The organism is Paenibacillus sp. Mc5Re-14 (genome assembly GCF_001049835.1).
GTDB classification, from domain to species: domain Bacteria; phylum Bacillota; class Bacilli; order Paenibacillales; family Paenibacillaceae; genus Paenibacillus; species Paenibacillus polymyxa_C.
Map to the genome: position 1 here is coordinate 4974380 of NZ_CVPD01000001.1, position 24326 is coordinate 4998705.

At 46.8% G+C, this 24326-nt stretch carries 24 protein-coding genes; all 24 read left to right on the forward strand.

Going from position 1 to position 24326, the window contains the following annotated elements:
* The first annotated feature begins 22 nt into the window (after positions 1-22).
* Positions 23-541, forward strand: a complete 519-nt coding sequence (locus BN1546_RS22660) for a tetratricopeptide repeat protein (protein WP_013371650.1) — start codon at positions 23-25, stop codon at positions 539-541.
* 31 nt (positions 542-572) lie between these two features.
* Positions 573-1376, forward strand: a complete 804-nt coding sequence (gene dapB / locus BN1546_RS22665) for a 4-hydroxy-tetrahydrodipicolinate reductase (RefSeq protein WP_090738870.1) — start codon at positions 573-575, stop codon at positions 1374-1376.
* 56 nt (positions 1377-1432) lie between these two features.
* On the forward strand, positions 1433-1870 hold the full coding sequence (gene mgsA / locus BN1546_RS22670) for a methylglyoxal synthase (protein WP_090738871.1): 438 nt from the start codon (positions 1433-1435) through the stop codon (positions 1868-1870).
* The gene (gene bshB1 / locus BN1546_RS22675) at positions 1867-2559 is read left to right on the forward strand and encodes a bacillithiol biosynthesis deacetylase BshB1 (protein ID WP_090738872.1); all 693 of its coding nucleotides are present in this window, start codon (positions 1867-1869) and stop codon (positions 2557-2559) included. The genes mgsA and bshB1 overlap by 4 nt, the downstream gene beginning before the upstream one ends.
* An 85-nt stretch (positions 2560-2644) precedes the next feature.
* Positions 2645-3808 carry an N-acetyl-alpha-D-glucosaminyl L-malate synthase BshA gene (bshA, locus tag BN1546_RS22680; protein ID WP_013371646.1) on the forward strand — a complete coding sequence of 388 codons (1164 nt, stop codon included), beginning with the start codon at positions 2645-2647 and terminating at the stop codon, positions 3806-3808.
* A gap of 54 nt (positions 3809-3862) precedes the next feature.
* Entirely contained in the window at positions 3863-5185 is a 1323-nt protein-coding gene (locus tag BN1546_RS22685; RefSeq protein WP_090738873.1) for a CCA tRNA nucleotidyltransferase, read from the forward strand.
* Positions 5178-6152 (forward strand): biotin--[acetyl-CoA-carboxylase] ligase, encoded by a 975-nt coding sequence (locus BN1546_RS22690; protein WP_058829721.1) that lies wholly within the window; start codon positions 5178-5180, stop codon positions 6150-6152. The genes BN1546_RS22685 and BN1546_RS22690 overlap by 8 nt, the downstream gene beginning before the upstream one ends.
* A 346-nt stretch (positions 6153-6498) precedes the next feature.
* Complete coding sequence (gene panB / locus BN1546_RS22695; RefSeq protein WP_090738874.1) at positions 6499-7407, forward strand: 3-methyl-2-oxobutanoate hydroxymethyltransferase; 909 nt, start codon at positions 6499-6501, stop codon at positions 7405-7407.
* Positions 7404-8342: a pantoate--beta-alanine ligase gene (panC, locus tag BN1546_RS22700; protein WP_090738875.1), complete on the forward strand. Its 939-nt coding sequence runs from the start codon at positions 7404-7406 to the stop codon at positions 8340-8342. Before panB ends, panC begins: the two co-directional genes overlap by 4 nt.
* Entirely contained in the window at positions 8335-8718 is a 384-nt protein-coding gene (gene panD / locus BN1546_RS22705; protein WP_025678543.1) for an aspartate 1-decarboxylase, read from the forward strand. The genes panC and panD overlap by 8 nt, the downstream gene beginning before the upstream one ends.
* 82 nt (positions 8719-8800) lie before the next feature.
* Positions 8801-9433, forward strand: coding sequence for a tetratricopeptide repeat protein (locus BN1546_RS22710; RefSeq protein ID WP_013371640.1), 633 nt, complete (start codon positions 8801-8803; stop codon positions 9431-9433).
* A gap of 157 nt (positions 9434-9590) precedes the next feature.
* The gene (gene dinG / locus BN1546_RS22715; protein WP_090738876.1) at positions 9591-12473 is read left to right on the forward strand and encodes an ATP-dependent DNA helicase DinG; all 2883 of its coding nucleotides are present in this window, start codon (positions 9591-9593) and stop codon (positions 12471-12473) included.
* A gap of 27 nt (positions 12474-12500) precedes the next feature.
* On the forward strand, positions 12501-13154 hold the full coding sequence (locus tag BN1546_RS22720; protein ID WP_013371638.1) for a redox-sensing transcriptional repressor Rex: 654 nt from the start codon (positions 12501-12503) through the stop codon (positions 13152-13154).
* Positions 13141-14442, forward strand: coding sequence for an amidohydrolase (locus BN1546_RS22725; protein ID WP_058829717.1), 1302 nt, complete (start codon positions 13141-13143; stop codon positions 14440-14442). The genes BN1546_RS22720 and BN1546_RS22725 overlap by 14 nt, the downstream gene beginning before the upstream one ends.
* A gap of 37 nt (positions 14443-14479) precedes the next feature.
* Entirely contained in the window at positions 14480-15004 is a 525-nt protein-coding gene (locus BN1546_RS22730; RefSeq protein ID WP_058711568.1) for a cell wall elongation regulator TseB-like domain-containing protein, read from the forward strand.
* Positions 15005-15310: 306 nt separating this feature from the next.
* Positions 15311-15844 (forward strand): hypothetical protein, encoded by a 534-nt coding sequence (locus BN1546_RS22735; RefSeq protein ID WP_058711567.1) that lies wholly within the window; start codon positions 15311-15313, stop codon positions 15842-15844.
* A complete protein-coding gene (locus BN1546_RS22740; RefSeq protein WP_013371632.1) occupies positions 15837-17339 on the forward strand; it encodes an AAA family ATPase in 1503 nt (500 codons plus the stop codon). Before BN1546_RS22735 ends, BN1546_RS22740 begins: the two co-directional genes overlap by 8 nt.
* 136 nt (positions 17340-17475) lie before the next feature.
* A complete protein-coding gene (locus BN1546_RS22745; RefSeq protein ID WP_013371631.1) occupies positions 17476-18348 on the forward strand; it encodes a 3-hydroxyacyl-CoA dehydrogenase family protein in 873 nt (290 codons plus the stop codon).
* Positions 18345-19541: an acetate/propionate family kinase gene (locus tag BN1546_RS22750; RefSeq protein ID WP_013371630.1), complete on the forward strand. Its 1197-nt coding sequence runs from the start codon at positions 18345-18347 to the stop codon at positions 19539-19541. Before BN1546_RS22745 ends, BN1546_RS22750 begins: the two co-directional genes overlap by 4 nt.
* A gap of 132 nt (positions 19542-19673) precedes the next feature.
* Positions 19674-20969, forward strand: coding sequence for an asparagine--tRNA ligase (gene asnS, locus BN1546_RS22755; RefSeq protein ID WP_090738877.1), 1296 nt, complete (start codon positions 19674-19676; stop codon positions 20967-20969).
* Between the two features lie 3 nt (positions 20970-20972).
* Entirely contained in the window at positions 20973-21701 is a 729-nt protein-coding gene (locus BN1546_RS22760) for a DnaD domain-containing protein (RefSeq protein ID WP_013371628.1), read from the forward strand.
* Between the two features lie 169 nt (positions 21702-21870).
* Positions 21871-22503, forward strand: coding sequence for an RNA polymerase sigma factor (locus tag BN1546_RS22765; RefSeq protein ID WP_090738878.1), 633 nt, complete (start codon positions 21871-21873; stop codon positions 22501-22503).
* Entirely contained in the window at positions 22500-22970 is a 471-nt protein-coding gene (locus tag BN1546_RS22770) for a hypothetical protein (protein ID WP_090738879.1), read from the forward strand. Before BN1546_RS22765 ends, BN1546_RS22770 begins: the two co-directional genes overlap by 4 nt.
* A 90-nt stretch (positions 22971-23060) precedes the next feature.
* Positions 23061-24326 (forward strand): multi-tm2 domain protein, encoded by a 1266-nt coding sequence (locus BN1546_RS22775; protein ID WP_090738880.1) that lies wholly within the window; start codon positions 23061-23063, stop codon positions 24324-24326.

Genomic DNA, 24326 nt, shown 5'->3' on the forward strand with positions numbered 1-24326 from the left:
GGTTACCCGGAGGTGCAGTGTCATGAAGGCGGAGGAATACGTTCAGAAAGCTTATCAGTGCATTTTGCAGAACGATTTTGAGCAGGCGGTGGAGTGGTTTGAAAAAGCGATTTCAGCCCAGCCTGATCATGCGGAGCATTATTTCCGTTGCTCGGTTACCTACGCTCGCAGTGGACGCTTGGAGCAGGCCCTTGCATATGCAGAGCATGCGGTTCGTCTCGCGCCACATCAGGATGAATATGTTCTCCATCTGCATGCGCAGGAAGCCAGGCAGTATACAGAAAAGGCCAGAAAAATGCTGGAGGTCGACAGAGCTACGCCACAGATGCACCAGGATGCGATTTTGCTGCTCGAACGGGCAATTTCTCTTGATCCGCTATGTGGTGACGCATTTTTGCTACTCGCATTGATTTATGACGAATTGAATGAATATAAGCTGGCTGTGCAGGCTGCTCGTGAGGCGGCAGCGCTGTTTCCTCACAATGTGCAGCTTGCCAACCTCATGAAGAAATTATGCCAGCAGATGAATGAACAAATCTAGCACAAATGGATGCATAAGGAGTTGTAGGGATATGTCAGAACCAATAAAAGTGGCTGTCGTTGGAGCAGCAGGGCGTATGGGCCGTGAGGTGGTCAAATTGGTTCTTCAGGATGAGGAACTACAGCTTGTAGCCGCAGTGAACAGAACACACGCCGGCAGTGATGCCGGCCTTCTCGTCGGACTACCGGAAGCTGGTATCGCTATTGTGGAGGATGTAGAGCAGGCTTTACTGGAGAGCCGAGCAGATGTCATGGTCGACTTTACGGGGCCGCGCTTCGCGTACGCACATACAGCGCTTGCTATTAAGCATGGAGTTCGTCCGGTTATCGGTACGACAGGGTTTACTCCTGAACAAATTGATGAACTGGACAAGCAGTGTCGTGAGCAACAAATTGGGGGTCTGATTGCGCCCAACTTTTCGATCGGAGTCATTTTGATGATGCGGTTTGCGGCTCAGGCAGCGAAATATTTCCCGCATCTAGAAATCATCGAATATCATGGTGACCAAAAATTGGACGCGCCATCAGGCACAGCCATTAAGACTGCAGAACTGATCGCTGAGCAGCGTGAGGAGCTACGACAAGGCAACCCGGAAGAGGAAGAAACGCTAGAAGGATCGCGTGGCGGTTACTATCAAGGCTTCCGCATTCACAGTGTTCGTCTTCCCGGTGTGTTCGCACAGCAAGAAGTCGTATTTGGAGGATTTGGACAATCTCTGAAAATTCGTCAGGACTCCTATGAACGAGCTGGTTATATGCCTGGTGTTAAAATCGGTATCCAGAAGGTAATGGAGCACCCGGGGCTTGTATATGGTTTTGAGCATTACATCGATTAAGAATATACGAATGAATTGATGAATGGAATTATAGAATGAGGCAGGAGGAGTTTGGAATGTTAAAGATTGCATTTATAGCGCATGATCGCAAAAAGGATGAAATGGTTAATTTTATAACGGCATATGAGCATGTTTTTACAGATCACCAATTATATTCAACAGGTACAACAGGTCAGCGCATTATGGAGCAAACCAAGCTTCAAATTCACCGCTTCATGTCTGGGCCGCTTGGTGGAGATCAGCAAATCGGGGCTATGGTTGCGCAAAATGATATGGACTTGATTATATTTTTGCGTGATCCACTCATGGCACAGCCGCATGAGCCGGACATTAGCGCATTATTACGTCTGTGTGATGTACAGGGGATTCCTTTGGCAACCAACGTTGCAACTGCTGAAATACTGGTTAAAGCGCTGGATCGTGGCGATTTTGCATGGCGTGAGCTGGTACAAAAATATAAACCGGGCATTGACCAGCAGGGTGATGTAAAATGACGCTGGACATCCTGATTTTCGGAGCCCATGCCGACGATGCAGAAATAGGAATGGGAGGCACGATTGCCAAGCATACTGCCGCTGGGTTTAAGGTGGGGGTGTGCGATTTGACACGGGCTGAAATGTCATCTAATGGTGATGTAGATACTCGCATGGCAGAAGCTGAACACGCCTCGAAAGTGCTTGGGCTTGCTGTGCGGACGAATTTGGGTCTGCCTGATCGTGGGTTATATGTAACTCCTGAACATGTAGCTGCAGTTACAGCAGAAATCAGGCGCCATGCACCAAAAGTTGTATTTGCTCCTTATTGGGAGGATCGGCATCCCGATCATGTCATGTGCAGCAAGTTAGTAGAGGAAGCTGTGTTTAACGCCAAGTTGAGACGTTTTATGCCAGAAAGTCCTGCGGTACAGGTAAAGCAATTATATTTTTATTTTATTAATGACATCGGCAGAACGGACTTGATCGTGGACATTACCGAGCATTATGAAGCCAAGGAGCAGTCGTTGTTGAGTTATGCTTCGCAATTTCAGGCAGCGCCTGGGAAGGATACGGTATCCACACCACTGAATCAGGGGTACGTGGAACGTGTAAAAGCTCGGGACTCGTTGTTGGGTCAACGTAAGCTGATTTCATATGCAGAAGGATTTGCGTCCAAAACGCCATATCTGGTTAAGCTATTCACATAAGGATTTTATACTTACGCATGTTGTAGAATGCTGAAATACATGGGCATACGAGTGATTACGGATGGACGGAAGGAGGCAGCTTAGCTTGAATGACAAACTGAAAATTGGGATTACCTGTTATCCGTCGCTGGGTGGCTCCGGCGTTGTGGCTACTGAGCTGGGTAAGTTGCTGGCAGAAAAAGGGCATGAGGTCCATTTTATTGCCAATAGCATTCCGTTCAGATTAGGCGGGGCGTTCCAGAAGAATATTTTTTATCATGAAGTTGAGGTTAACGATTATTATGTGTTTAGATATCCGCCATATGATTTGTCGCTAGCGACAAAAATGGCCCAGGTGGCACAAATGAAGAATTTGGATGTACTCCATGTCCATTATGCTGTCCCGCATGCAGTATGCGCTTATTTGGCGAAGGAAATGGTGGGCGATCATTTGAAAGTGGTGACCACCCTGCACGGTACAGACATTACAGTGTTGGCACAGGATGAATCATTAAAGGATCTGATTCGACTGGCTATTAACAAAAGTGACGCTGTGACAGCGGTCTCCAAGGATTTGATTCGTGAGACGATTGATGCGTTGGAAATCACACGACCTATTGATTTGACCTACAACTTTGTAGATAAACGAGTATATTATCCACGAGATGCTGCTGCGCTTAGGAGAGATTTTGCCCAACCGCACGAAAAAATTATGATGCATATTTCCAATTTCCGTCCTGTCAAAAGGGTGGGGGATGTGCTGGATATATTCGACAGAGTGCAACAAAAGATACCTGCGAAGCTGCTTTTGGTGGGAGAAGGACCGGATCTTCCAAAAATTCGTTGTAAAATCGAAAGTTTAGGCTTGCAGGACAAAGTCTTCTTCTTGGGTAAGCAGGATCAAATCGCAGAAGTGATTTCCATGGCGGATGTGCTGCTGCTTCCCTCGGAGAAAGAAAGTTTTGGTCTAGTTGCACTGGAAGCAATGGCCTGTGGAGTACCAACAATTGGTTCCCAGGCAGGAGGAGTACCTGAACTTGTCGTGCATGGAAGTACGGGGTATCTTGCTGAAATCGGGAATACCGAGGCGATGGCGGATTATGCAGTAGAACTGCTGTCCGATGAAGCGATGGCGGAACGTTTCCGTGAAGCGTGCCTGACACGCGCACGTACCGTATTCTGCGATGAGCTGATTACCCGTCAATATGAAGAAATCTATTACCGTGTGTTGGGACGCGAGGTGCCGGATCTTAAACCGATCAGCGTTTAAGGAGGCGGACTCGCGTCCGTTTTTTTATTGAATACTTGCAAAGGGGGAAACCCTGTGAATACAAATACTTGGCAACATGCTGATCCAGAAATGGCTCTTCGCGGTAGAGAGGTCATACATACACTAACCACAGCTGGCCACGAAGCTTATTGGGTTGGTGGCTGTGTGCGGGATGAGCTATTAGGACGAGCTATTCATGATATGGATCTGACCACTTCGGCTGAGCCTGAAGAGGTCTTAGCGCTGTTCCCTCATGTGATTCCGACAGGAATCCAGCATGGGACGGTAACGGTCATGCAGGATGGTCATGCATTCGAGGTGACCACTTTTCGTACGGAAAGCGGTTATACCGATCACCGCCGTCCAACGGAAGTATCCTTTGTGAAGGACATCCGTGAGGATCTGATGCGGCGGGACTTCACGATGAACGCGATAGCGATGGCTGAACATGGGGAGCGAGTGGACCCGTTTGGTGGGGAAGCTGATTTGCGAGCCGCTCTCGTTCGTTGTGTGGGACGAGCCGAGGAACGCTTTGAGGAGGACGGGCTACGAATGCTGCGTTGCATCCGTTTTGCCTCTGTATTCCGGTTCCGAGTGGCTTATAATACCTGGAAAGGTATGATTCGTCGCAGAGAGGGACTTCGATACATAGCCATGGAACGGGTACGAGTCGAGTTAGAAAAGATGCTAGCGGGACCTGACCCGTTACGTGGGTTAGAGATGCTGGGTCGTAGCGGATTGCTCGGCTGTACAAAAGTTCCGGTTCCCTGGGAACAATGTGACGCACAGGCGCTCAAGGAGATCGTGCAGCTGCCAGCAGAGCTGCGGTGGGGTTTGCTCCTTATATCTTGTAGACTTAGCTCCGAGGCAGCGGACGAGCTTTTAAGAGCTTGGACCTTCTCCAACGCTGTACGTTTGCGTTTGGTTCATCTATTGGAATGGGAGACCGAACTCATCAGCCATGCTGTTGCCATAGCTGACAACTCTATTTCGAGAGATTCTGACCCTATCAACGACGAGGTGCTGCGTCGTAACTGGATTCGCTTGTTAATTAAGCTGGGAAAGAATACAGCTTCAGACTGGCTGGAGCTTCACAAGACACTGCCTTCTTCGTTCCGTGGATTACCGCCATGGGTAGAAAAACATGTAAAGAAAATTGCCGAACTGGCTAACTCGTGGACACAGCAGGCTGTCGTCGTTCGTATCAAAGATTTAAATATTACTGGAAATGAACTGGTTCAGGCAATGAATCGACCAGGTGGACCTTGGCTGGGCCAGATGATGGAACGGCTTTTACAAGCGGTTGCTTGCGGAGATATCCCGAATGAAACAGAAACATTGCTTCAGGAAGTGAAACGGGTGATGAGTAGTGAATAATCATGAAAGATTGTTAGGCATACTGGAGGAAGGTTCATCCGATTACGTATCTGGGGAGGAAATTAGCCGACGACTGTCGGTTAGTCGTACAGCGGTATGGAAGCAGATCAACAAACTGCGTGAACTGGGTTATAATATCGATGCCTCCTCACGTCGGGGGTATCGGCTGATTTCTCAGCCAGATCGGCTGGAAGCCTCCAAACTGGCAGATATGTTGAATACTCAATCGTTTGGCCAGCGTATCGTCGTTCTGGATTCAACGGTATCTACCCAGCAGGACGCTATGCGTTTGGCAGAAGAGGGTGCGCCGGAGGGAACGTTAGTGCTTGCGGAGGAACAAACGGCAGGTCGGGGACGTCTGGGGCGGAAATGGTATTCCCCTCGCGGCAAAGGTATCTGGATGAGCATTATATTGCGCCCAGCCCAGCCCTTGGCCTTTACCCCCCAGCTAACGCTGCTTACAGGTGTTGCGGTGTGTAGGGCTATTCGCCGACTGACGGGTGTGGAGGCAGGCATTAAATGGCCCAACGATCTGCTGATTCATGGTCGCAAAGTATCCGGTATTCTGTTGGAATCTGCAACAGAGGATCAACGGGTTCGCTATTGCATTGCAGGCATTGGCATCGACGTTAATTTGAATGTAGAAGATTATCCGGAAGAGTTATCCCATGTAGGGACATCTTTGAAAATAGAGGCAGGGCTTGAAGTTGACCGTACTGCGCTGATTGCTGCTGTTTTGGAAGAAATGGAGCTGCTAAGCAAGCTATATGCCGAGCAGGGGTTCCAGCCAATAGCCATGCTGTGGGAGGCATTATCTGTGACGATGAACCGCAGCGTACGGGCACATACAGGACAAGGGATAGCGGTAGAAGGTACAGCGGTTGGCTTGGACCCTTCAGGAGCGCTCGTAATAGAAACGAACCAGGGTGAGCGGATTCAGGTTATTTCAGGGGATATACAATTGTAGAAGCGACCCTAGCTGAGTATACGACCACAATCTTTCTGTTTCCTGTGTAAAACTTCACGTGAAAAAGCTGGTGTTTTTTGTTATACTGTGCAGGAGGCGGCATCGGACGGTCCGAGCTGCACTCCAAGGGCACATTGCTCTACTTTAGCAAGTTTGTAAGACCATCATAACTTCATTTGAAGGTTACGTTGGATTCTGCTCTGAGCCGAACAGGACCGAGACAGAAGGGACGATCTCAAAATGAGTGTCTTTTTTGGCTGTTCGGACCTTTTGATGACGCAGATGTACAGGCGTTCATAAAAGGTTATTTTTTGTGCCAAAAAAAGATGGAAGGGAGCCATTCACAATGGCAGGAAAACAAGCACTGAATATTGTAAAAATGAAAAAAATGAAGCAAGAGGGCATTCTGCTCAGTATGCTGACCGCCTATGATTATCCATCGGCTAAAATAGCCGAGGAGGCGGGAATTGATATCATTCTCGTGGGTGACTCGCTGGGTAACGTAGTTCTTGGTTACGATTCAACCATCCCTGTGACCTTGGATGATATGGTGTACCATTCCCGGACAGTCGCAAGAGGCGCTGAGCATACATTTATCGTAGCGGACATGCCTTTTATGACATATCACAGCAGCATATCCGAAAGTCTTCAAGGCATCCGCCGTCTGATGCAGGAAGGACATGCGCATGCTGTTAAATTGGAGGGCGGAGCTGAGATTGCCGATGTCGTAAAAGCGACTGTTCAGGCAGGTGTGCCTGTACTGGGCCATATCGGGCTTACTCCACAATCGGTTAATCAAATTGGCGGCTATCGCATTCAAGGTAAGGACGAAGCAGACGCACGCCGGTTGATGGCAGATGCCAAGGCATTAGAGCAGGCGGGTGCCTTTGGTATTGTCTTGGAATTGGTGACTGAGGAAGTGGCAACGGCGATCTCTAAAGAACTTTCTATTCCAACCATTGGAATCGGTGCAGGACGTGGCTGTGACGGTCAAGTACTCGTTTACCACGATCTGATTCAATATGCATCGCCATATTTCAGTAAACGATTTGTAAAAACTTATGCAGATGTAGGCGGCATGATCCGCAGCAGCATTGAGCAGTATGTGAGCGATGTAAAAGGGCGGGCATTCCCGGCCGCAGAGCATGTGTTCAGCGCGGATGACCGTGTTGTGGAGTCCCTGGAGTCCTTGTACGGACAGGCAAAAGGACAAGCGCAGGAACAAGCTAAGGAAAAGGTGGAATCTCAGTCATGATCATCGTAAGAGAAGTGGCTCAACTACGCAAGGTTATTGCCGAACGTCGCCAACTTGGAGCCAATGGAGCAAAAACTTTACACGATTCTGCCTCTTTACTGCAACATAAAGTCGGCTTTGTACCAACCATGGGATACCTGCACGAAGGGCACGCAAGCTTGATGCAAAAGGCGCGTGATATGGCAGATACGGTGGTGCTTAGCATTTTCGTAAATCCGATTCAATTTGGACCTACCGAAGATCTAGACAGCTATCCTCGCGATGAAGCTCGTGATCTGGAAGTAGCGCGACGTGAAGGCGTGGATATTGTATTTATGCCGACTGTAGCAGAAATGTATCCGCAGCCAACTCAAACTAAAATTCACGTATCCGCTCTGACAGACCGCTTGTGCGGCGCTTCCCGTCCTGGCCATTTTGATGGTGTAACTACAGTGGTAGCTAAGCTGTTTAACATGGTAGGTCCTGATTTGGCTTTCTTTGGAATGAAGGATGCGCAGCAGGTTGCTGTGCTTCAACAAATGGTGGCCGATCTCAATATGAATGTGACCCTCATACCTTGTCCTATCGTCAGAGAGGCCGATGGTTTGGCTCTTAGCTCCCGCAATGTATATTTAAGTGCGGAACAGCGTGAGCAGGCGTTGGTGCTGTCCCAGTCACTGCGCAAGGTGCAAGAAGTGAGCGAAGATATTGTACAGAACACCATTACGATTGAGCAGTTACATCAAATGGTGGAGTCGACCATCGCCTCATCCCCTTTGGCAGATATTGACTACATTGAAATATTAACATTTCCTGGCCTGGAGCCTCTTCGCCCTGAGCAGCGCCTATGTGATGTGCAAGAAGATGTCATTGTTGCGCTAGCCGTAAAATTTGGGAATACCCGACTGATTGATAATATAAGAATACAGAAAGTGGAGGTACTTTCCCATGTTTAGAACCATGATGAAATCTAAAATTCACCGCGCGACGGTTACTGAAGCCAACCTGAACTATGTGGGCAGTATTACCATAGATGAAGATTTAATGGAGACATCAGATCTGCTGGAGAATGAAAAGGTTCAAATTGTAAACAATAACAATGGAGCTCGACTGGAAACCTATGTGATCCCCGGACCGCGTGGGAGCGGCGTGATTTGTCTCAACGGTGCGGCAGCCCGTCTGGTCCAGCCCGGTGATACAGTCATTATTATTTCCTATGCTTCCATGTCAAATGAAGAGGCCAAAACATACAAACCAACTGTGGTATTTGTGGATGAACATAATAAACCAGCCCAAACGATGAGCAAGGAAGTACACGCAACGATCATGTAATGAATGGGAATGCGGATGAAACCCGTCTTTTAAGCGAAAAATGTGAGTGTATTAATCCATCTTTCGTAAGGGCGGGATGCACATGTTCCAGCATGTATTCGCAGAAATGAACAGCATGTTAGATGATATCGTGAAGCATTACCCATCAGCCCAGGGCCCCCGCAGACAGGAGCTGCTACAGCACTGGAGTCTGCTGCGGAGAATGAGTGACGGAATTATGGATGAGTGGTTGGCCTTTGAGGAAAAAATGGTTTGCCTGCGTGCAGCCGGCTTTTCCGCAGAGGCCGACATGTCTGACGCTGAGCTGCCTGAAAAGGAGCTACCGGCATTTAACCGGGGACAGGGGTATTATCGATTACTTATGTACCCGGAGGCAATCCAGCAATTTGAGCAGGTGCTGGAGCATTTTCCGGACAGCTGGCAGAGTCGCATCTATATGGGAATGGCGCATTTTCAACTGGATGATCCAGCAGAGGCTATAAGCCAGTTTCAAAAGGTGCTACACCTGACTGAACAGTCAGGGCTAAAAGCGGTCATCTATAATGCGCTAGGCTGTTTGATGGCAAAGCAGGCAGACGTAAAAGAGGCGCAAAAATATTTTGCTCTCGCGCATCAGTTCGATCCAACGCTGCCCGAGCCACTGCACAATATGCAAGCCTGTTTGTCCGGTGCCGAAAAGCTTCGATACGACAGTTCCTTGTTGACTTGGATGTAGTTATCAGACACCGAGTAAGACGATGCATGCTCACCTCCTTAGGCGGTGTGTGCATCGTCTTTTTTGGCTGTCTTAATTTCCAAACAGACAATCTTCTGCTATGCTATTATACAGAGTTATTATTTTTGTATGTGTCATAAGAAAGGATTAAGCTCGAATGAAATTTGCGGTATTGGATTTTGAAACGACAGGCACCCAGTCCGCGGATGACATCATTCAAGTCGGACTTGCAATTATAGATCATGATAACAGCATTTCCCGTGTTTACGGCTCTTATGTAAACCCTGGCAGATCTATTCCACCTTTTATCACCGGATTGACCGGAATTACAGATGATGACGTCAAGGATGCACCTGCACTCGAAGAAATGATGATGGAGCTCGTGCCTATGCTGGACGATGTCGTGCTGGTCGGTCATAACGTGGCGTTTGATTTCAATTTTTTACAAAGCGCTTTGGACCGGTGTGGATACTTACCCTTTAGCGGTAGAATTTTGGATACGATGGATTTTCTGAAAATTATGTTTCCATCGTTATCTTCTTATCAGTTGGGTTTTGTTTCCTCAGAGTTTGGGCTGGCGCATGACCGCCCTCATCAAGCAGACAGCGACGCGTTGGCTACGGCTGAGGTGTTTTTAAAGTGTCTGGGTGAGCTTCAGGCATTACCTCTGATAACGATACAGCGGCTCAGCGATTTGTTCGCAGAGGAAGACAGTGACCTGGGTTGGTTTCTTGACGGCATACGAGAAGAGAAAGAGCTAGACCCTATTCAGGATTTGGAGAAACATCAGTTTTTTCGTCAGCTTGCGCTTAAAGTTGAAGATTGGACCGAACTGGCTACTCCACGTAGAGAAGATGATCCGAATCCACTCTCAGGCGTTTCCTTTGAGGAGTATATGGATGATGTGCGGGACAATTTGCGTTCATCCTTGAGCCAATATGAGGAGCGCGAGGCGCAAACACAAATGATTGAGGGTGTAAATCAAGCCCTGAGTCAAGATAAGCATTTGTTGATCGAGGCGGGTACAGGAACAGGGAAGTCCCTAGGCTATTTGCTTCCGTCACTGTATCACAGTGTAAAATATGGGCAGAGGGTCACAGTAAGCACGCATACCATTAATCTGCAGGAGCAATTGCGAGAGCGTGATATTCCGATGCTGACAAAAGTGATTCCGTTCCCGTTCCGGGCTGCCATTTTTAAGGGTCGGGGGCATTATTTGTGTCTGCGTAAGTTTGAACATAAAATAAACAGAAGAGACTTCGCGACACCAAAGGAAGACTTGATTACAGCGGCTCAAATGATTGTCTGGCTGACTCTGACAGAAACCGGTGATGATGAGGAACTGAACCTGAGCAACCGTGGAGGGGATTTTTGGGAAACAGTAGCTAGTGATTCCGAGTCCTGTCTCGGCCGTTCTTGCCCATGGTTCCGCAAGTGCTACTATCATCGTGCACGTCATGAAGCAGGAACAGCGGATGTGGTTATAACGAATCACTCCAAGCTGTTCACCGACGTCAAAGCAAGTCACCAGCTATTGCCCAGCTATGAACATCTGGTCATTGATGAAGCACATCATCTAGAGGAAGTAGCCGGTAAGCACCTGGGCATGCATATGAAATATTTCACACTCGTGCATACGCTGACTCGATTGTTCAAGGACAGTAAGAACGGACAATTGCCTTCATTACGTCAGCAGTTGGCAAAGTCGGGGCATGAGAAGTCGACGGAATGGGCCTCGATCATTGATCAGCTGTACCCACTCGTGTTAGAGGTTAAGGAAACTTGGGACCTGCTAAGCGATAAGTTGTTTGGTATGTTGCCAGAACGAACTGATGCCACACCGGGTGAAACGGGGCAATTTTCTTCGCGTCTCAAACCGTCGGCCAAGCCTGCAAAGTGGGATCAAGCGGCGGCGTTGGAAAATCAGCTTTATGTAACGTTGAGTGAAATTTTGCGCAAGGGCGACAAGCTGATGCTGGATGTCAAGGAAGAACACGACGATTATGCGGCGGATAGTCTCATTACAGATATCACGGGTCTGCTTAAGGATTTGGCGGGGATTAGGGAAAATTTGCGCTTCTTTATACGACTCGATGATGAAACAACCGTATATTGGCTCGAAGCGAGTGGGCAATTCCGTAGTAAATCATTGCAATTTTATGCAGTGCCCGTCGATGTGAGCCGCCAGTTGAAAGAAATGTTTTTTGACAAAAAAAGAAGTATTATTCTGACATCTGCTACTTTATCGGTAGATAAGTCGTTTCAGTACATGACCGATCAACTCGGCTTGCAGGAGGCCGCGGATCAAGGACGATTAATGACGTCACAGCTCCCATCACCTTTTAATTACAGGGATCAGGTGTTGCTGGTCATTCCGCGAGACTTTCCGAGTGTGAAGGGCAGTGTAGGGGATGCACATTTTGTAGAGATGCTCGTTAGCTCTCTAGGAGCGACTGCCCAGGCGACGCGGGGGAGAATGCTTGTTCTGTTTACTTCCTATCGGATGCTCCGGCAAGTGTATGAGCCACTTAAAGAGGCGTTAGCATCCAGCGATATTACCGTGTTAGGACAAGGTGTAGACAGTGGGAGTCGGAGCAAGCTAACCCGTCGTTTTCAGGAAGCCAAGGCTTCTGTATTGCTGGGAACCAGCAGCTTCTGGGAAGGCGTCGATATTCCAGGGAAGGCTTTGACTTGTCTGGCCATCGTTCGCTTGCCGTTTCAACCGCCCAATCACCCGTTACTGGAGGCAAAAAGCGAGCTGCTCCAGCAGCAGAAGAAGAATCCATTTATGAAGCTGTCTGTACCACAAGCAGTTATTCGCTTCAAACAGGGATTTGGGCGATTGGTACGTACAGCGAGCGACCACGGAGTCGTTATCGTTTACGATACGCGTGTGATCGAATCCTATTATGGAAAGCACTTTTTGTACTCGTTACCGGGACCAAAAATGGAGCATATGCCATCGGAGCAAATGGTGCCCCGCATCGCCGAATGGCTCCAATCCGCCCCGGAGACAGAGGCACAACGGACGGACACCTAAAGTCCGTTACAATTAGGGGGAGCAAGTATGAAATCAGATAAAATTTCAGAGGCTGTCGTACGGAGATTACCCGTATATTTACGTTATCTGAATGCACTGCACAAACGGGAGGTGGCTACGGTCTCTTCTCAAGAGCTGGGACAGAGGTTAGATTTGAATCCGGCCCAAATTCGTAAAGATCTTGCCTATTTTGGCGATTTTGGTCGGAAGGGTATCGGTTACGATGTTTCTTATCTAATTGAGAAAATACGCCATATCCTGAAAATCGACCAGCAAATTAATGTAGTATTGGTCGGAGCGGGTAATCTGGGTCAAGCCCTATCAAACTATAACGCTTATTTAAAAGACAATATGAAGATTGTGGCGGTATTTGATGCGTTCCCGGATAAGGTTGGGACCAGAATCAATACCTTAGTCGTTCAGCCGATGGATGAATTGGAAACGACTGTAAAAGAAAAAAATATTCGAATCGGGATTATTACTGTACCTGATTTTGAGGCACAACACGTAGCTGATAGGCTCATTGAGAGTGGAATTGGAGCGATTTTAAACTTTGCACCTATCATTCTCAAGGCACCGGCTAACATTCGGATACATGCCACAGACTTTACAACTGACTTGCTTAGCCTCGCTTATTATCTGGAGGACGGAAAGGAAGAAGCACAATATGACAGTGAATAAATGGATGATTAAAAACGGTTCTTTTGCCGTGAATGGAACTGAAGCTGGGGTAATCCATGGTTTTATGATTGTGGAGGATAGCCGTATTACTTACATTGGCGAGACTCTGCCTGCGGGTGAGGAAGAGACAGAAGCAATCGACGGTAACGGGTTATTGTTTTTGCCTGGTCTGATTAATACTCATGGTCATGCGGCGATGTCTCTGCTGCGAGGGTATGGAGATGACTTGGCACTTCAAGTGTGGCTTCAGGAAAAAATGTGGCCTATGGAAGCCAAGTTTACATCTACGGATGTGTATTGGGGAACATCCTTGTCAGTGCTGGAAATGCTGAAAGGTGGAACCACAACTTTCCTGGATATGTACGATCATATGGATGAGGTGGCACGTGTAGCTGAAGAGTCGGGCATCCGTGCAAGTTTGATGCGTGGAGCCATTGGACTCTGTTCAGAAGAAGAACAGCGGATCAAGCTGGCTGAGGCCGTGACTTTTGCGCGTAACTGGCATGGAAAAGCAGATGGACGTATCACAACGATGATGTCTCCGCATGCCCCATACACATGCCCGCCAGCGTTTATTGAGAAATTTGTTCAAGCAGCACATGATCTCGATTTACCATTGCATACGCACATGTCCGAGACGATCGCCGAAGTTGAGCAAAACGTACGCGACTACGGTTTGCGTCCAGTTGCACACTTAGATAAGCTTGGCTTTTTCTCCCGCCCTTCACTTGTTGCCCACGGCGTACACTTGAACGACGAAGAGATAGCTTTATTAGCGGAACGAGGTGTGGCGGTTTCACATAATCCAGGCAGCAACTTGAAGCTGGCAAGTGGTGTAGCTAGAGTGCCTGAATTGTTGCGTGCAGGAGTTACTGTTTCTCTTGGAACAGACGGTCCTGCTAGCAATAATAACCTGGATATGTTCGAGGAAATGCGTCTGGCGGCACTCATTCACAAGGGAGTATCTGGCGACCCAACAGCAGTTCCTGCAAATGAAGCACTGCGTCTGGCAACAGAGTATGGTGCAAAGTCGATTGGTTTAAAAGAAGTAGGAGCGCTGGCAGCAGGCAACAAGGCTGACTTTATCGCGCTAGATCTGAATCAGGCCCATTTCTTGCCGCGTACAGATCTTATTTCCCATGCCGTATACTCTGCAAGTGCCAAAGACGTGGCTCATGTGTGGGTAGACGGTCGTCAGGTTGTGAAAAACGGCGAATGCCTGACGATGGACGAGGAACGTATCAAACATGAGGCACAAGCCGCCTTTGAAGGGCTGCTGTCGCGCTAATTCAGGTGTCACATCCCCTTAGAGAGGAAGCACAGGTTTGAAAAATAAGAAGAAATGGATAGCGGTCGCCATTTTGGCCGTAATACTGATCCTGGTCAGCATTTTCTGGTATTATTCCTACGTTACTCAAGACCAGGTGGCTGAGAAAAATGCCGCTATCATTAAGGCCAAGCAATCAGGTGGTCTGGTTAGCACGACTCAGACTTGGAAGTCTGTGTGGGATCAGATTTATTGGGTGGTTCAAGGGAAAAACGCACAGAATGAAAATATAATGGTGTGGGTTCCTTTTCAAAAAATGGAAGGACAACCTAACGTACCTGTCGCAGATCCAAGCGGTGTTCATACCGAGCTGATGAAAAACGGAGTCGACGAGCAAAAAATGACAGCGATAATTCAGCAGCAACTTCCAAATGCAAAAATTGTAAGGCTCCAACCGAGTGTGTTCAATGGCGAATATGTATGGCAACTGTTTTACGATGATGAAAGCCATCACAACTATACCTTTTACCGTTTCTCAGATGGAGCATCGACGGGGATAAAGTATACTTTGCCTAATTACTAGCGTGTTATGGGAGTAGTGATGATGGTGAAAGCAATGTATTGTTAAAAGAATAACTGATTGAAGTTGAAAAGACGTAAATGCGATTTAAATCGTATTTACGTCTTTTTTTGCTACTACGAAAATCACAACTCCTCCACACATTGCCTTCGATATTAGATTCACGTTATGATATACTATATTTTATAAGTGATAGACAAAAATGATAGAAAAATGAGTTGCTGATCTTTATAAGATCATGCAATTTGGTTGTTTGTTGACATTCGTCCCGTTTCTTCTGGGTTTTACATTTTGAGAGGAGGATGTTGTTTGAAATTGCGTGCAGTTCCTATTGTTGTGGCGGCCGTTGTGGCAGCCTTGTTGATGTTTGGGGGATGGTTCATTTACCGTCAGGTTACAATGCAAAGTCCTCTGGAAAAACTGGTATCTCAATATCCAGGCGTGACAAGCGCTCAAATAGATATTAAACAGGATCAGGTCGTATTGAAACTAGATCTCAAACCGCAGGCGGATGTGGCCGGATTGGTTGATGTGGTTAAGCAAAAAGGGCAATCCATCATTGGCAGCCGTACCATTAAGCTGGATATCGCAGATCGTTCCAATTCAGCACTGAATCAATGGTGGTCTGAGGCTATGTTTCCTGTAGCCGAAGCGATGGAAAATAAAAAGTATACTCAAATTTCATCTACAGTTGAGCAGATGAAAAAGAAAAAAGCAGGTATCAAGGCTGATACCGATATGGATTCAAACAATGTCTATATCCGACTCAGCGAAGGCAATGCGACTAAGTTTATCGTTTTGCCACGTCAATCTCAGCAAATGGGGGTATGGCCTAATGCCTAGATGGATCAAGGAAATATTAATCGGTATTGTGCCGGTGACTATTATATTTCTCGTTTTTATTGGGGTGAATATTATCCCTCTTTTGGTTGCGGGCGTGATGCTCAGCGGCTTGTTAATGCTCATGCATGCTCGTGGCGGCTTGGCCGTAGGTGCCGGGCAAGAGCGCAAACGTAAAAAAAATGGTCCGGACAAGCTGACTTTTGAGGAAATTGGTGGACAAGAAAGCGCTAAACAGGAATTGCGTGAAGCCTTGGATTTTTTGAATCGGCATGATGAAATTTCCAAATTTGGTATTCGTCCATTGAAAGGCGTTTTGCTTACAGGCCCTCCGGGAACAGGAAAAACGCTGATGGCGAAAGCAGCTGCACACTACACCAATTCTGTGTTTGTTGCAGCTTCAGGCAGTGAATTTGTTGAAATGTACGTGGGTGTCGGTGCAGGTCGTGTCCGTGAGTTGTTTCGGGAGGCTCGCACTCGTGCAGCCAAGGAAAAGAAAGAAAATGCAATTATTTTTATTGACGAGATTGATGTTATTGGTGGTAAGCGTGAGGGTGGACAGCAACGAGAATATGATCAGACTTTGAATCAGTTGCTGACAGAAATGGATGGCATTTATTCGGCAGATACACCGCGGATATTACTTATTGCGGCAACAAACCGTAAAGAAATGCTGGACAGCGCCTTAACGCGTCCAGGACGCTTTGACCGCCATATTCAAGTAGACTTGCCTGATAAGAAGGGCCGTCTTCATATCCTTAAAATTCATGCCAAAAACAAACCGATTCAGGAAGATGCTAATTTGGACAAAATCGCTGAGGAGTCTTACGGTTTTTCCGGTGCACAGTTGGAGAGCGTCATGAATGAAGCGGCCATCTATGCAATGAGACAGGATCGTCAAATGATTGCGCAGAGTCATCTATCCATGGCGATTGACAAGGTGATGATGGGTGAAAAAACAGACCGAGAATCAACATTGGAAGAGAAAAAACGTGTAGCGATTCACGAGCTGGGACATGCTATTATGGCTGAAATCGTCCGTCCCGGTAGCGTAAGTCAAGTAGCGCTCAGCCCGCGTGGGAAAGCGCTCGGTTACGTGCGTCACAATCCACAGCAAGAACATTATTTATATACCAAGCAGTACCTGGAGGAGCAGATTATGATCTCGCTCGCAGGGGCTACTGCGGAAGAAATGTACTATGGCGGTCGAAGTACGGGCTCAAGTAATGATTTTGAGCAGGCGCTGAACATTGTTCATACGATGATGACTTCAGGTTTGACTTCTCTTGGGATTATTAACATGGAAATGGTTACAAAAGAGGAACTTATGCGGGAAAATGGCGAAATTATGAATGACCTGCATAATCGGACTTTGGAGTTGCTGGAAAAGCATCGTCCTGTGTTCGACAATTCTCTTGACATTCTAATGAAGGAAGAAACTCTGTCCGGGGATCAATTTAGATGTCAATTTAGTGAAAATGCTTTATTACCAGCATAATTTTTTATGCTGGTTATTTTTTTTTACTTTTAGTCCGTGCTAAGATATTATTATCTATTGGGACATAAACATGTATTTTTCGACAAAGAAGGATACAATATATGAGAGTGACCAGGAAAGGGTGGAGTTAAGAACCATGCAATTTAAAAAAATCGGCGTCATTGGCGGCGGCACCATGGGACAAGGTATTTCTGAAATGCTCGCGTCCAAAGGAATCGATGTGCTGCTAGTAGAGCAGACACCAGAGAAACTAGACTACGCTTATAATATGATTGAAACAAGTCTAGACAAGCAACTGGAAAAGTGGGCAATCACCCAAGCAGAGAAAAAACTGATTTTATCTCGCATTGAAAAAGTATCCCATTTGGCGGAGCTCGCTAGCTGTGATATGGTCATTGAAACCATTACAGAGAATCTGGACGAGAAGAAAGTTGTTTTCCAAGAGCTGGATCATGTGTGTCCAAGCAACATTATTCTTGCAAGTAATACATCCACGCTGAGCCTGACCGAGCTTGCCAGCTCGACCAAGTATCCAGAGCGTGTTATTGGTATGCACTTTATTTATCCAGTATCCCGTATTGATCTGGTAGAAATTATTCGTGGTTTGAAAACTTCAGACGATACCTTTGAAAACACGAAAATGTTCGTAGAAGAAATCGTGGAGAAAAAAGGAGTCATGATCTATGAATCTCCTGGCTTTGTAACTAGCCGGATTATCTGTCTGCTAATTAACGAAGCAGCTCATGTACTTCAAGAGGGCGTAGCTTCTGCGGAAGATATTGACGATGCTATGCGCATCGGCTACAACTTCCAAAACGGTCCTTTGGAAATGGCTGACCGCTTTGGTCTGGATTCCGTTTTGGCTGCTTTGGAGCGGATGTTCCGTGAATTTGGCGAACTGAAATACCGTCCGTCCATCGTCCTGAAGAAAATGGTGCGTGCAGGTAATCTGGGCGTAAAATCGGGCGAAGGCTTCTTTAAGTATGACAAGGATGGTGACCGGATATGAAAATTCTCGTAATCAACGCAGGGAGTTCTTCCCTGAAATACCAATTGTATGATATGACGGACGAGTCCGTTTTGGCAAAAGGATTGGTAGAGCGTATCGGTATGGACTCTTCAATTCTGACGCATAAACCAACCAATAAGGAAGAATACACTGAAGTTAGCGAAATTTTGGAGCATACTACTGCCATCCGTAAAGTGCTGAATGCACTCACAGATGCAGAGCATGGTGTTATCTCCAGCATTAGCGAAATTCAGGCTGTGGGCCATCGTGTGGTTCATGGAGGCGAAATCTTCAAACAGTCAGCGCTCGTAACTCCTGAAGCGAAGAGTGAAATCCGTCGCTTGTTCGACCTGGCTCCACTGCATAACCCAGCATCCATGATGGGGATTAAAGCGGCTGAATTGAATATGCCAGAAGTCCCACAAGTTGTGGTATTTGATACTTCGTTCCATCAAACCATGCCAGAAAAAGCTTATATGTACGCCATACCGAGAGTGTTGTACAATAAGTACAAGGTACGTCGTTACGGTGCACACGGCACTTCCCATGACTTTGTAAGTAAGGAAGCTGCCAAATTTGTCGGCCGTCCTTTGGAAGACCTGAAGATTATCACTTGCCATATCGGTAATGGTGGTAGTGTAACAGCAGTTCAAGGCGGTTTGTCTGTAGATACTTCCATGGGTATGACTCCACTGGAAGGACTGATGATGGGTACTCGTAGTGGTGATTTGGATCCAGCAATCGTACCTTATGTCATGAACAAAGAAGAATTGACTGTCAATGAGGTCAATTCGATGCTGAACAAGCATAGTGGACTTCTAGCTATTTCTGGTATCAGCAGTGATATGCGTGAAATCACTGAAGGTATGGAAAAAGGCGAAGCTAATTCTACATTGGCATTTGAAATGTATGAATACCGTCTGCGCAAGTATATTGGTTCGTATGCTGCCGCAATGAACGGGGTAGACGTAATTGTATTTACGGCAGGCGTAGGCGAGAACTCCATCGTTCTGCGTAAGAGAGTGTTGGAACAACTGACATTCCTCGGTATCGAGCTGGATGAATCATTGAATGCTATTCGTTCTGGCGAGATTCGCCGGATTACAACTGCAAATTCAAAGGTAGAAGTACTGATCATTCCAACAAACGAAGAACTGGTAATTGCCCGTGACACGTTCCGTCTGGTTCAGTAGTTCGGTCCCTAAGTGTAAACTTTATACATGTGGAACTATGGTTTAAGTACCACATGCACCAAACAGCGAGAGCAAACAGCCTGACCCAAGGGGAAGGGCTGTTTGATTTTCGGTTTAAGGAGAGAGACGGTCATGACAAATAAAAGTACGATTGCCCAAGTGGGCCGCCATGTAGGGGAAACGGTTACAATCGGCGCTTGGGTAAACAATAAGCGGTCTAGCGGTAAAATTCAGTTCCTGCAGCTACGTGATGGTAGCGGTTATATTCAAGGGGTTATCGTAAAAAGCGAAGTGTCTGAGGATATTTGGAATGATGCCAAATCCTTGACTCAAGAAAGCTCCCTATATGTAACTGGAGTCGTGCGAGAGGAGCCGCGCAGTCAATCGGGCTATGAATTAACGGTTACAGGTATTGAAATCATTCATTTGACCGAAAACTACCCGATTACCCCTAAAGAGCACGGTGTAGATTTCCTGATGGATCATCGCCATTTGTGGTTGCGTTCCGCCAAGCAACGTGCAGTTCTGATCATACGGGCGGAAATTATCCGTGCTGTACAGGAATTTTTCAACGGCAACGGTTTTACGAAGGTAGACCCGCCTATTTTGACTCCTTCTTCTGCAGAAGGCACAACAGAGTTGTTCCATATCAAATATTTTGACGAAGATGCCTATTTGACACAAAGCGGGCAGTTGTACATGGAAGCTGCGGCAATGGCGCTGGGTAAAGTATATTCCTTTGGTCCAACCTTCCGTGCGGAAAAGTCCAAAACACGTCGTCACCTGATTGAGTTCTGGATGATCGAGCCTGAGATGGCTTTTGTGGATCATGAAGAATCCTTGCGCGTTCAGGAGCAGTTTGTAAGCCATATCGTGCAGTCTGTTCTGAAAAATTGTGCGAAGGAGCTTGAAGCCATCGGACGCGATGTTTCGAAGCTGGAGCAAATTCAAGGCGAGTTCCCACGGATTACGTACGATGAGGCGATTGCCTTCCTTCAAGGTGAAGGATTCGATATCCCGTGGGGGGAAGACTTTGGTGCTCCTCATGAAACAGCTATTGCCGAAAGATATAACAAGCCTGTGTTCATTACGCATTGGCCGACTCACATTAAAGCATTCTATATGAAACCTGACCCATCCCGCCCAGAGGTTGTTCTGTGTGCTGATATGATCGCTCCTGAAGGTTATGGCGAAATTATCGGGGGTTCCCAACGGATTGATGATCCAGCATTGATGGAAGAGCGTTTTAACGAGCATAACCTGGCACGTGAAGCCTATCAATGGTATATGGATCTTCGCACATATGGTTCCGTTCCGCATTCTGGCTTTGGATTGGGACTGGAGCGTACAGTAGCATGGATTTGTGGACTCGATCATGTACGTGAAACGATTCCGTTCCCACGCATGCTGTATCGTTTGTATCCATAATCAATGACAGGATCATTCGACAAGACATCAGCGGCAGAATGGGCGGAGGGAGTAGCCTATGCTATGGAAACCGGAATGGTTCAAATTCCCTACGCTCTGCTCAAGCATTATCGGACGCTTCGGCTGACGGATGGTGAAATGCTGCTACTGATGCAGTTACTTGCATTTAAACAAGCGGAACGTAATGAATTTCCGACATGGGAGCAATTGCAGGCTCGTATCGGATGCACTGCAAACGAAATCGCGCTTTATTTCAGTAAGCTCATGAAAGAAGGGTTTTTGCGAATAGATTCCGTGGAAGACCGCAGCTCATCCGTCCAATTTGAACGTTATAACTTGGCGGGTCTGTATCGCAAGCTGGCTGAATGTATGATCGCCGAGCGTTCGGAGCAGCGCGATGAAGATGACATTTTGTTTGCCGGGAAGCCCGATTTACTGAATGGATTATCAGAATCCCCAATTACAGAAGAACGAAATTTATTTACGATTTTTGAGAAAGAATTCGGACGACCCTTATCACCGATGGAATACGAGACGATCAGCAGTTGGGTGGATCAGGATCGGTATCCGGAGGAACTGATTTTACTGGCTTTGAAGGAAGCGGTGTTTGCTGGGAAGGTACACTTCCGGTATATAGATCGTATTTTGCTAGAATGGAGCCGAAACCGGGTCCGTAATGCACAGGATGCGAAAGAATATGCCCAGCGATTCCGTGGTGGCGGTCGCAATTAAAGTAGCAGACTGAGCCTTTTAGGTAGTAAATTGATGCACTATGGCTTTCACATTGAAAGGGCGATACATGGACAACCGGGGAGTTTCGCCTGTGCAGATGAAGGGCAGAAAATTAAAGTGATTAAGTAGACTTTAATGATAGAGGACACACCTTTCCGATTTGGAGGGTGTGTCCTTTTTAAATTTTTTTTTCGAAATATGCAGGGGGAGAAAAATTCCTGGCGTCTATAGTATTGGGAAGGGGGAGAGCGTCATTGATATAGAGAGAATCATTGAACGAATCCGGTCTGGTGATCGGCAGGCGTTCCGTGAGATCGTAGAGCTGTACAGCAAGCATGTATTTCATGTGGCCTATTCGGTACTGCATGACAGCAAGGAAGCGGAGGATGCCGCGCAGGAGGCGTTCGTTCAGGTGTACAAGTCTCTCCCCCAGTACCGGAACGAAGGGTTTAAAACGTGGCTGAGCCGAATTGCGCTTCATAAAGCGTTGGATATCAAACGTAAACAAGACAGGCGGCCCGCAGAGCTTATAGACGTGGCGCAATCCCTTGTGCAGCTCCCTTCCCCGGATGAGGATGTACTGGCCCGTCTCATTCGTGAAGAGCAAACGGTAGAACTATTACAAAAAATCGCCCAGTTACCCCAGCAGCATCGGGATATTATTCAAGCTTACTATATGCAGGGTAAAACCTACGACCAAATTGCAGAAGAGACGCAGGTAGCTTTAAAAACGGTAGAGTCGAGACTCTATCGGGCACGAATATGGATTCGAAATCACTGGAAGGAGGAGGAATGGCAATGACTGACCAACAGGATAGACCGTGGATAGAAGGGCAAACGAATGACTGGCATGCATACATTACAGGAGCTTGTTCGATAGAGGAATCTACCCGACTGGAAAGGCTCTTATTGGAAGATGAACAGGCGCTTATGCTATATCTTGTCGCACTGGAGCAATTAGAGCCAACCTTGAAAGATTACTCTGCCTGGATGGACACGGAGCGCTTCACAGATCAGGTAATGGCTGTTCTTCCCGAGATAGAAATGGAACCAAATCAAGTTTTGTTCAAAAAACGCCGCTGGTTTGAAAAACCTGTGTTTCACTATGTTGTTGCCGCAAGTCTGACGTTGATCTTGCTGTCCAGTGGAGCCTTTGACAAAATGATGCCGCAAACAGGCGATAAGCCGATTCCTCCAAAAGAACGCGTCTCTTACAGTGAAGAAGTCATGCAAGCTACGACAACCTGGCTCGATAAATTAAAGCCCTAAATTAAGTTAAGGGTAAGATGAACAAGTTTAAAGTCAACCATCTGTTGGGAATTTGTATCAAGATCCCGTAAATAGAAAGGAAGTGTAGCAATGCCTTATACGGAACGAAGCAAGCTCTTGGCATTTCTATTGAACATTATTCCGGGTGTAGGACACTATTACTGGACCAGAAAAGCCAATGCGTTTGTATATACCATTTTGTTTTTCGGATGTCTGGCAGGGGGAATATTTTTTTCAGTGGTAGCAAGTGACGGAACGCCTTTTTTGGTGAGTATTTTTATTGCTGCTCTTTTATGGGGACTCAGCATGCTGCATATCGTGATTAGCTTATTACGTTACGATCCTCGCGCAGTCGCTGCTCCTTATCCCCCTCATGCAGGACCCAATCCATATGGCTTTTACTCGCAAAGTGGACCTTATGGACAGGCTGATTTAACAGGAGAGGTACCAGAGGGGGCAACAGACACAGGCACGAATGCCCCGGGGGCAGGTATGGGATATGCGCCGGGGTATAACCATTATCAACAAGGACATTATGGTATGGCAGGATCACCTGCTTTTCAAAAAGGATCGGACAATGAACGATTTTTTACGATTTTGCTGTCATTCATTCCTGGATTGGGGCACCTTCATTTGGGGCTGATGCAGCGTGGCTTGTCTTTTCTGCTATCCTTCTTTGGCTTTGGCGCGATCCTTATCTTTATTACGAGCATAACGAACGAATCCGGATTTTTGGCGTTTGCGGGCGTGTTGCCGATTATTTGGTTGTATTGTATGTTTGATGCGGTGCAGCATGTACATCGTAAACAAGCCGGAGACATTCTTCAGGACCGGACTTTGTTTGAGGAACTGGAGTATGGAAGAGTTGAGGGACGTCGTAGTAAAATGTTGGCTACCATTTTATCGGTATTTCCCGGTGCTGGGCATATGTATATTGGTTTGCAAAAACGTGGACTCCAGCTCATGCTACTGTTTTTAGGATTTATCTATATACTGGATGTGCTGCATCTTTCACTCTTTTTGTTCCTAATCCCGGTGGTGTGGTTTTACAGCTTTTTTGATGCATTGCAGCAGGTAAGCCGTTATGGACAGGAGCAGCTGATCGACAAGCCTGTGATCGGTATGTTTGCTCAATATCACCGTTGGGTAGGCTTGGGACTGCTTCTGCTAGGTGCATACTACATCCTGATTAACGTACTTGTTCCCACACTGGACCGTCTGTTCCCGGATGGACAAATTTACAATATAGTTGACATGTATTTACGAACCATTATTGTCTCCTTCCTATTAATTGGCGGCGGTGTTTGGATGATGATCGGTAATTCCAAATCTAAGCGAGCAAAGGAGAAACGATAA